The 8,995-nt window shown below is 66.9% G+C and carries 9 protein-coding genes; 5 read left to right on the top strand and 4 right to left on the bottom strand.

Features of this window, described 5'->3' with window-relative positions:
- Nucleotides 1-627 (top strand): DUF3618 domain-containing protein (locus tag ACIBG5_RS07860; RefSeq protein WP_396390748.1); only part of this gene is annotated, 627 nt, incomplete at its 5' end.
- Entirely contained in the window at nt 627-1,577 is a 951-nt protein-coding gene (locus tag ACIBG5_RS07855; protein WP_396390747.1) for a YihY/virulence factor BrkB family protein, read from the top strand. The genes ACIBG5_RS07860 and ACIBG5_RS07855, both read left to right, overlap by 1 nt.
- Before the next feature lie 476 nt (nt 1,578-2,053).
- Here ACIBG5_RS07855 and ACIBG5_RS07850 read toward each other — a convergent pair whose 3' ends face one another.
- The 4 genes from ACIBG5_RS07850 to ACIBG5_RS07835 all read right to left on the bottom strand — a co-directional run bounded on the left by ACIBG5_RS07850 (nt 2,054) and on the right by ACIBG5_RS07835 (nt 5,371).
- Nucleotides 2,054-2,389 carry a hypothetical protein gene (locus ACIBG5_RS07850; RefSeq protein ID WP_396390746.1) on the bottom strand — a complete coding sequence of 112 codons (336 nt, stop codon included), beginning with the start codon at nt 2,387-2,389 and terminating at the stop codon, nt 2,054-2,056.
- 122 nt (nt 2,390-2,511) lie between these two features.
- The gene (locus ACIBG5_RS07845; protein ID WP_396390745.1) at nt 2,512-2,985 is read right to left on the bottom strand and encodes an SRPBCC family protein; all 474 of its coding nucleotides are present in this window, start codon (nt 2,983-2,985) and stop codon (nt 2,512-2,514) included.
- A 117-nt stretch (nt 2,986-3,102) separates the two neighbouring features.
- The gene (locus ACIBG5_RS07840; RefSeq protein ID WP_396390744.1) at nt 3,103-4,605 is read right to left on the bottom strand and encodes an FAD-dependent oxidoreductase; all 1,503 of its coding nucleotides are present in this window, start codon (nt 4,603-4,605) and stop codon (nt 3,103-3,105) included.
- A gap of 460 nt (nt 4,606-5,065) precedes the next feature.
- Nucleotides 5,066-5,371 (bottom strand): DUF1048 domain-containing protein, encoded by a 306-nt coding sequence (locus ACIBG5_RS07835; protein ID WP_396390743.1) that lies wholly within the window; start codon nt 5,369-5,371, stop codon nt 5,066-5,068.
- A 277-nt stretch (nt 5,372-5,648) separates the two neighbouring features.
- Here ACIBG5_RS07835 and ACIBG5_RS07830 point away from each other — a divergent pair, with 277 nt between their 5' ends.
- The 3 genes from ACIBG5_RS07830 (at nt 5,649) to ACIBG5_RS07820 (ending at nt 8,848) form a co-directional block, all read left to right on the top strand.
- Nucleotides 5,649-5,996, top strand: a complete 348-nt coding sequence (locus tag ACIBG5_RS07830; protein ID WP_396390742.1) for a hypothetical protein — start codon at nt 5,649-5,651, stop codon at nt 5,994-5,996.
- A 1,344-nt stretch (nt 5,997-7,340) separates the two neighbouring features.
- Nucleotides 7,341-7,475: a hypothetical protein gene (locus ACIBG5_RS07825; protein WP_396390741.1), complete on the top strand. Its 135-nt coding sequence runs from the start codon at nt 7,341-7,343 to the stop codon at nt 7,473-7,475.
- Between the two features lie 182 nt (nt 7,476-7,657).
- Nucleotides 7,658-8,848 (top strand): WD40/YVTN/BNR-like repeat-containing protein, encoded by a 1,191-nt coding sequence (locus tag ACIBG5_RS07820; RefSeq protein ID WP_396390740.1) that lies wholly within the window; start codon nt 7,658-7,660, stop codon nt 8,846-8,848.
- Nucleotides 8,849-8,995: the final 147 nt, after the last annotated feature.

The raw sequence follows: 8,995 nt of genomic DNA, 5'->3' as shown, positions 1-8,995 counted from the left end.
GAAGACCCGGAAGAGCTGAAGCGCGACATCGAGCAGACCCGGCGCAACCTGGGTCGCGACGTCGACGCCCTGACCGAGAAGGTCAGCCCCAGTCGGGTCGTCGGCCGCCGGGTCGACCGCGCCCGTGGCGGTGTCCACCGGCTGAAGGAGCACGTGATGGGCTCGGCGGAGTCGGTCGGCGGATCCGTGAGCGATACCGCTGGTTCGGCTGTGTCGACGGTGCAGGACGCAGGCAGCAAGGTCGGTGACGCGGTCGGTTCGGCACCGGACCTGGCCCGGGCGCGGACTCGCGGTACGCCGTTGGCCGCCGGCCTGATCGCCTTCGCAGCGGGATGGGTCGCGGCCGCAGCGCTCCCTGCATCGACGCGGGAACGCGAGCTGGCCCAAGGCACCAAGGACAAAGCGATGGAGGCCGCGGGTCCGGTGAAGGAGCAGGCCGCACAGGTGGCTCAAGAGGTCAAGGAGAACCTGCAGGAGCCGGCGCAGCAGGCTGTCGACAAGGTCAAGCAGTCCGCATCCGAGGCTGCGACCGACGTGGCGGACGAGGGTCGCTCGGCGGCTCAGCAGGTCGCGGACGGGGCGAAGGACTCGGCGGACAACGTCCGGCAGGCCGGTTCGTCGAGCTGATGAGCGGCGAGCGACGGCCGGACGTCCCGGGACTGGGTGCCGCGAAGCCGACGGAGATTCCGGCGGCCGGCTGGTGGCAGGTGATCCGGCGAGCCTGGGCTGAGGCCAAGGCCGACCAAGTCCCATTGCTTGCGGCCGGTGTCGCGTTCTTCGGCTTCCTGTCGCTGTTTCCCGCCATCGTCGCCGGGGTGCTGGCCTACGGCCTGGTTGCGGACCCGGCGCAGATCCGCAACCAGGTCAAGGATCTGACCGCCACGATGCCGGCGTCAGGGCGCGATCTGCTGCTCCAGCAGCTCGACGCTCTGACCTCGGCGCCACGGCAGGGGCTGGGGATCGGCGTCGCGGTCGCCGTGGTGGTCGCGCTGTGGAGCGCGTCGGGAGGTGTGGGTTACCTGCTCACCGCGGTGAACCTCGCGTACGACGAGGAGCAGACGCGCGGGTTCGCCCGCCGCAAGCTCCTGGCGCTGGGTATGACGCTGGGCGCGATCGTCTTCGTCCTGCTGGCGATCGCCCTGTTCGCGGCCGGCGCGGCGATCGGCAACGATGTCGCCACGCCGGTCCGGATCCTGCTGGTGGTCGCACGGCTGGTGCTCGCCGTCGTACTGATCACGGTGGCGCTTGCCGTCACCTACCGGCTGGGCCCGGACCGGGACGCGCCACGCATCCGCTGGGTGTCCACCGGGGCCATCGTTGCCACAGTCATCTGGCTCACCGCCTCGATCGGCTTCTCGATCTACGTCGAGACATTCGGCAACTACGCCAAGACCTACGGCAGCCTGGCCGCAGTGGTGGTCTTGATGTTGTGGCTGTGGCTGACCGCGTACGCCGTACTGCTCGGAGCCGAGATCAACGCAGAGGCCGAGCAGCAGACGGCGCGGGACACCACGACGGGGGAGCCTCGTCCCCTCGGCGAGCGAAACGCCGTCAAGGCCGACACCATCCCGCAGTAGACGCCCGACCTCCAATCCGAGCCGTGTAGCGAAACCGGAACCTGGCGCGGCGACGCACGCCGGTAGCTGCCCTCGGTCCGTGCCGTGACCGGGCGCTGAAGCGACCGGAGGTCCTGGTGATCGGCCCGACAGTGAGGCTGAACGACGCTCATATGGCTGTGATCGGCAGGTGCTGAGCCGGCCGGAGCCCAGCATCCATGACCCAAGCGGATCAGCACCCACTGGGCACCTGTAGCAAGACTCCGATCATCAAGGGCCGAAGCCGCGCAATGAGCCCAGTCCATGGCAGCAAGCCTGATCGACCAGTACCGCTGAACCACAGCGCACGTCGCGGGCCATCCGATCAGTGCGGCAGTGCTGAGCATCATCGGTGGGTTGTTTGTGGTGATGCTGACATCGCTGTACGCACCCACGACCTCGGGCCGGCGCCACGCAGAGAGGCGATCTGGTACGACGTCAAACGCGTGAGGACGTAATCAGAAGCCGTGTGCGGGCTCGCCGGGCGTTGCGCGGTTCTGCTTCATTTCCGCTTCCTGCTGGTGGCGTTGCCCTTCGACCAGTTGGTCGCGGACTTGGCGGTGGCGGGCGACGAATGGTTCGTAGTATGTCCGCTCGTAGTCCTCGACGATCTGGAAGGTCCACCGGCGGTCGTTCACGTTTCGTCCGGCGATCTCCCGCTCGACCTGGTCCGCTACGTGGTCGTGGCCGGCGGTGCGCAAGAGCTTGACAGCTTCGGCGACCTGGTTGTCCGCCTTGCCGGTCAGTTGGTGGAACTCGTACAGCGCGCCGCGCGCGCGGATCACGGTCTCCATTGCCTGCGACAGAGCACCAACTGCGTCGACAGTCGGTGTGCCTATGGCATCGACATCGACCTCACGCCGTTCGAAATCAACACCTTCAGGTCGCTTGAACTCCTCAGGAAGTTCAGTCATGGTCAGGCTTCTGTGCCGGCTGAGGACCGCGGTGCTTGTTCGAGGCTGGTTTTGATGGTCTCGAGGGCTTCGTGGAGTTGGCTGTTGATGGCGTCGGTGGTGTCGTGCTCGGTATCCAGGCGCACGGTCAGTCTGGAGGTGCCGTCGGCAACGAAGTCGACGTCGAGTTCGCCGTGGTAGTCGCTGCCGCCCGGTGCGCCCCAGCGGAGACTGCGGTTCTCCTCGACGATGTCGATCCAGGCCTCACTGTGCACGGTCTCGCCCGATGGCGTGGTGGCGGCTACGTCGACCTCTTCATGGACGGGCTCCTTGGGGCGGCGTGCTTCGAGGCCTTGTGCCTCGTCAGGCGTCGGCGCGGTCCGGTGTATCTCGGTCAGCCGGGGGAGATAGCTGGGCAGATTGTCGAGGTCTGACAGGTAGTCGAACAAGATGTTTGCGGCAACGTCGACGGTCGTCGACGCCTCATGGTGTCCCATCTGAGTTCCCTCCGTCCGTGCTGTCTGAGTTCCTCGGCTCCTGACGGACCGGTGTCCGCCTCGTCGCCGGCTCCCCGGTGCCCCGCGGTATGACCGAGAAACTACGGGGCGATCGGCTCAGTCTTCGGGTTTCGCGAGAGGCGCCATCGCCGGGCCGTCGAGGATCGCGCCGTCGGGTGTGAAGCGTGATCCGTGGCAGTTGCAGTCCCAGGTGGTGTCGGCCTGGTTCCAGTGCAGTGGGCAGCCGAGGTGTGTGCAGACTGGTACGACGGTGTGCAGTGCGCCGTCGTGGTCGCGATAGGCACCGACCGTGTGCTCGTCGCCGTCGTACAGACCTCCCTCACCGACCTCGACGTGGTCCATCCCGACGCCGAGAATGCGTCGTGCATGACCGGTGGCGAATTCCTTGCCGACCTTGAGGTTGTCCTTGACCAGTTGTGCCACCGCGTGTGCGTCGCCGATGCGGCCGGCGTCGTAGAGGCTGCTCCAGGGATTGTCGCGGCCGAGGACCGTGTCGCACAGGATGCCTGCGGCAACGGTTCCGTTGCTGAGGCCCCACTTGTGCATACCGGTGGCAACCAGTACGGGCGATCCGGGCGCCTTGCCGACATACGGCAGCAGATCGGGCGTGCTGTAGTCCTGCGCGGACCAGCGGTACTCCGGCTGCACGCTCACATTCCACAACGAGCCGACCCAGTCGACCAGGCCCTGGTACGCCGCGTCGGTGTCGGTCTGGTCACCGGTCTCGTGATCACCGCCGACCACGATGAGACCAGTCGGGCCACCCCCTGGCCACGGCCGGGTCGACCGCACCCGTTCGTCGACGGAGATCGCCATCCCGGCGGGCGCGTCGACCGGCAAACGTACCGCGATTCCGTGGGACTGATTCGGCCTCGTCCGAGCGAAGTACCCTCCCACTGACCCGATCGGCAACAGGGTCGCCAGGATCGTGTGGGACGCACGAACGCCGCATCCACGCTCGGTGGCTGCCTCGACGCCGTCGGCCTCGTCCCGCACCTCTGTCACCCGGCTGTGCTCGAAGACCCGACCGCCCGCCTGGCTGAACGCGGAGGCCAGTCCGGCGAGGTAGCGGCTGGGGTGCAGTTGCACCTGGTTGTCGAAGCGGACGACGGCCGTCGCTGCCAGGGGCAGCGCCAGTTCTGCAGAATCGGTAAGCTGTGCCGGCAGACCGAGCTGCGCTGCCACCTCGGATTCTCGCCGCAGGTCCGCGGACTCGGTCGTGTACACGAAGCTCGGCGTCCGGCTCAGCTCGCACTCGATGTTTAGACGACGGACCAGATCGGCAACGTCCTCGACGGCCGCCTGGTTGGCAGCTGCGTACTGCTGCGCCGTGTCGCGCCCGTGCCGGTCGAGCAGACTCGCATAGATCGCGCCGTGCTGCGACGTCACCTTGCCGGTGGTGTTGCCGCTGGTCCGCGCGCCGATCCGGCCAGCTTCGAGAAGGATGACGTCGGCACCGTCCTGCTGCAGGAACAGCGCGGTCGTCAGCCCGATCACTCCGCCCCCGACGATCAGCACGTCGGCATTCAGATCGGTGTCGAGTGCGTCGTACTGCGGCATGGACGCGGTCGCCAGCCACACAGAGTTCTGAACTGTCATGCGCCCTCGGTACCCCGCCGATCCCGGGGAATGCGGTCGGTCGCCTACCGGTGCTGGGCCGTTCGGGGATACTTTTGGGGCGGTCGCGCGCGCTGCTTCCTTCAACGCGCGCGACCTCGGCACCTGAACAGCCCGCGGGCCTCTCAACTACCTGTTCGCCCAGTGCCCCAGAGTCCTTCCGGCCATGTATCTGCTCCTCGGCCTTCAGCCCCACCGACACCATGCCGCTGACCGTTCGAGCCAAGCTGCTGATGGCGGTCGAATCTGTCTCAGCCCTGATGCTGTCGGTCTTTGGTGGTCTCATTCGCTGTGGGCCTACTCGGCCCATGAACGAGAGGAACATCGACGGGTATCCGCCAGGCCCGCGTGCCAGCCGGTGCAGCAGACACGCCTTGCTCGTCAGCCCGACTGTCTGGGGAGCCGGATCCGTCAACAGACGGCTGGCATCTGCCCAGTCGGTCTAGTCCTCGGCTGTGGTGGGTTTCCCGGTGATGGACTCTTGGTAGATGTCGGCGTAGGTGCGCGAGTCCTTGATCAGGTCGTCGCAGAAGGGTGCGACGTCGTTGCCGATGAGTTCCAGGACTCCCTTGCCGGCCGCCACGCCCTCCTCGAAGAAGTCGACGATCTCTGCGAGTAGGTTCCCGTCGGTCAACTCGACCGGTCCGATCTTGAAAAAGTACTTCTGCATCTCCTCGACCCAGTTGCGCAGTGATCCTCGGGTGGTGGCAAGTCGCAGCACCAGATAGCCGGGTGTGGACCTGGCCACGACTGCGACGGCGCCTAGACCGGCGAGTACGAGGACCCACCAATCGGCGTCTCGGGCAAATGCCCCGCGCAAGGAGAAGAGCAACGCCGGCCATTGTGATGGTGAGCCAAGCTCTAACGCGCAGCGCCATCCGCACCCAGCCGGGAGCACCCACAGTCTTGATGTGGCCTGCTGTGAGCCAGGTCCGGAAGGTTGTCGGCGGCATCCGTTGATCGGCCGTGGTTCGTTGCGCTCAACCTCGGACCACTCGCTCCAGGACGCAACGGAAGGAATCAGCGTGGACAGCAAACTGCCGGGCAGCGAGGACGAACGCCGCCGAGCGGCCGACTTGGTGGCTCGGGCCGAGGCGATCGTTGAGGCGATGGAGATGGCGGCTGTCGATGGCCGGTGGGCCATGACGGCGTTCAGCCGGTATCGGGTGTGCGAGTTGCTCGATGTCGTGCCGTATGGACCGTACGACGGAGATCTCGAGGGTGAGCCGGCTGCGCTGCTCGAGGAGGCTGCGCTCGCGGTCGATGGTCTGGACGTGGCTATCGAGGAGCTCAGCTGGCGGCTCGCGTTGGGAGATGCTCTGCGGACTGCGGCGGCGGACATTCGGATGGTTCGGGATGCGCGCGACGTATGAGGATCTGCTGCGCACCGCCCGGCGCATGGCGGTGAATGCGCACCGCGGGAGATATGCGGATGAGGCCGGCTTGATGGCCGATTGGCACGCAGTCATAGCCGCGACTGCGAGCCACCTGCGCTGGTTGCGTCGCCGACTCAGGACTGTCGGGCGCACCACTAGGCCAGCGAGTCGGAATTCCGATACCTCGCTTGGGCGCCTGGCCGTGGCCATCGGAGCGGCGGGCGACCTGCTCGCCACACAGGATCCAGCGACCGTGAGTGCGCTGGACCGGCCTGACGACCTGACCGCCGCGAGGGCGGAACTCGGGGCGATCGCGCTGATCGGTACGCGAGCGGTGCTGCGCAACATCCGCACCAGAACCCCCGGATACCACCACCTCCTCACCGTGATGACAGAACTCGAGTCCCTGGCGCAGTCCGACGTTCGGCGTGTCGGACTGGGGGCACTCGGTGGTCTCACGGCAGGCGGACCACCGGCGCCCGTCGATGACCTGTCGCTCCTCTCTCGGTACGCCGCGAGGTGGGAACGTGCGCACCAATCCATGCCACCGCGGACCTTGCTGACCCGGGATCTTCGCTCGACGACTGCGCAATTGCGAACCGTGTGCGGTCACGTGTGGCATCTGGCCGACCAACTGCTCGTAGCGCCTGCGGCTGATCTCGATGCTGGCCAGCGACGCGATCTGAGGGTTCTCAAAGCCGAGTTGCGGGCGTTTGATGCCGGCGCTGTCAGGGTCGGCGAGTCCTGGCGGCGCCGAGTGTCCGACCTGAGCGGGGGGAGTAACACGCCAGGCGAGGGCGCGTTTCTCGATCTACAGGCTGCGCTTGACCGCGTCGTACGACCTGACGGCACTCTGTTGCCATCAGTCGAGCTGGTACCGAATCGGCGTTTTGCGGCGGGGATCCTGGACGTGATGGACGAGCTCGCGTGGTCAGCGGACCAAGTGGCTAGAAGACAGCAGGAAGCGGTGGGCGGACTCATCCTGGACGGTCGGCTGTTTGTTCCGAGACGTGAGGTCGCCAAGCTCGAGCTGACCTACCTGCGCAGACCAGGCGGCGGATCGAGGCCACTCCAGGCACGGTGGGTACGCACAAACCTCCCGACACATTTCGACGAGTTGACCGATGCCCTGGGGTGGAGTGCCGACCACCTGAGTGCGGCGTCCGAAGTTGCACGTCGACTCGCCGGTACGTCGCACCATGCGCGTCCAGCCGGCGAGCGACACACGAGGTATCCCGCGCCACTCCAAACCTTTCACAGCCCTGGAATCCCGGATCCAGGACAGGAGCCGATCAGCCTCGACCGTTGAGCTGCTGACGCTCGGATCCGATGGAGGTTGCTGTGGGCAATGAGCGAGTGAGTGTGGAGGACTTGCACCGAGTCTTGGAGGCCGAGGTGCGCAAGATGAAGACCGGCGCCGACTGGGCGAAGTGGCTGGACATCGCGGCGCTGTTCCCGACGGACTTCCCTGGGTAGTCGCAATTCGCCTGCGGCTCACGCCACTTCACGCGTGAGCTGTATATCGCCGCGGTGCAGTCGGCGTGACCTCAGCAGCGCCGCTCGGCGGCGGACCAGAAGGGCCGGGTAGCATGTCCGGGCTCACGACGTTGGCGGTCGGAAGGCAGAGGCAGGACCAATGTCCTCAGGGAGGCGGGCCGATGGTGGAGCCGGGTTGGCAACCGATGCCGGGCACGCCTGCGCCGGTGGAGGTGGCCGCTGCGAAGTCACGGCCTCCCGAGGCCGGATTCGTGGTCGGCGACACGGCATTCGCCTCACCGACGGCCGGGTGGGCCTATGTCGTGGACCTGGAAGCGGCACAGTGCCGGGTGCTGTTTACTCAGGACGCCGGCGCGACCTGGCGTCCGCAGTTGGCGTGGCGGGGTCTGTTCTACGGCAGGTTGACCGCGTTCGACGAGCGTCGGGCCGCATTTGCGCTGGCAGTGTCGCAGGGCGACGACATCAATGGCTACCGGCCGGAACCCCACGCCGCCGATGATCCCTTTGTTGGGCCGGACGCCTTCCTGGCCGGCACCGAGGATGCCGGTGTCAGCTGGACGTTGGCACAGGCTCCGGTTAATGGGTTTGGGGCAGGGTTCCTGACACCTGGGCAGATGTGGCTGAGGGCATATGTTCACCAGCAGAGCGGGATGCCCGGGATGGCGCGGACCGATCTCGTACGCACCTGGGACGGTGGCGCGACTTGGCACAGCCTTGCGGGCGTGAAAGGTTCTGGCGTGGTTGACGTGACCTTTCAGTCGGCGACCGACGGGCTGCTGGTGGCAGCCGAAGGAAACGGGGCGAACGTCCTGTATCGGACCGTGGATGCGGGCGTCAGTTGGGAGCCGGAGGCGTTGGAGCCGCCGCCGAGGCTGCCCGTCAACGCGGAACGCCGGATTGAACCGGTGATGGGCCGGGATGGAACTGTCCTGCTGGTGTTGTCGGCCCTCTCTGGCCGGGACGCGGCTCGGCGGCCGAAGTGGGAGGGCCGCTACGTCTACCGGCGTGTCGGGTCGCGGGACTGGGCTGGTCCGTACCGGCTGCCGATGGTGCCAGTGCGCTCGCGCCGACCGCACCCGGCGGCGTGGGGGGCGGACGGGCGGATCTGGACGGCGGCGGGCCACGACCTCTTCGTCGCCGATGACCCGGCAGGCCCATGGCAGCGCCGCCACCTTCGGCTGCCGGCCAAGCAGCTCATCACTCGGATCGACCCGGTCGCGGGCGGGACGGTCTGGTTGACCACGAACAACGCGTTCAAGATTCCAGGTGCTGCTCCCGGCGGTCACCTTTACCGCAGTGTCGACGACGGTGCGAGCTGGGATTACGTGCCGATTGATAGTGCTATTCGATAACTGACTCACCGTACTTGCGGTGGGGTTCTCCAACGAACGTTGACGTCGTAGTCGTGTCGGGTTGACGGCGCGGCGTTGGCCTGGCCGCTCGATGCGGGAGCCGATGGTGGCTTGTCAGGCTGAGGTTCGTCGACGGCCGTCCGGTGA

The organism is Kribbella sp. NPDC050241 (assembly GCF_044459685.1).
GTDB lineage: Bacteria > Actinomycetota > Actinomycetes > Propionibacteriales > Kribbellaceae > Kribbella.
The sequence above is the reverse complement of the archived record's forward strand: the minus strand, read 5'-3'. Positions and strand labels throughout refer to the sequence as shown.

Coding starts and splice junctions, on each gene's coding strand:
- ACIBG5_RS07855 (WP_396390747.1), top strand. CDS start 627: ATGAGCGGCGAGCGACGGCCGGACGTCCCGGGACTGGGTGCCGCGAAG.
- ACIBG5_RS07850 (WP_396390746.1), bottom strand. CDS start 2,389: ATGGAGACCGTGATCCGCGCGCGCGGCGCGCTGTACGAGTTCCACCAA.
- ACIBG5_RS07845 (WP_396390745.1), bottom strand. CDS start 2,985: ATGGGACACCATGAGGCGTCGACGACCGTCGACGTTGCCGCAAACATC.
- ACIBG5_RS07840 (WP_396390744.1), bottom strand. CDS start 4,605: ATGACAGTTCAGAACTCTGTGTGGCTGGCGACCGCGTCCATGCCGCAG.
- ACIBG5_RS07820 (WP_396390740.1), top strand. CDS start 7,658: ATGGTGGAGCCGGGTTGGCAACCGATGCCGGGCACGCCTGCGCCGGTG.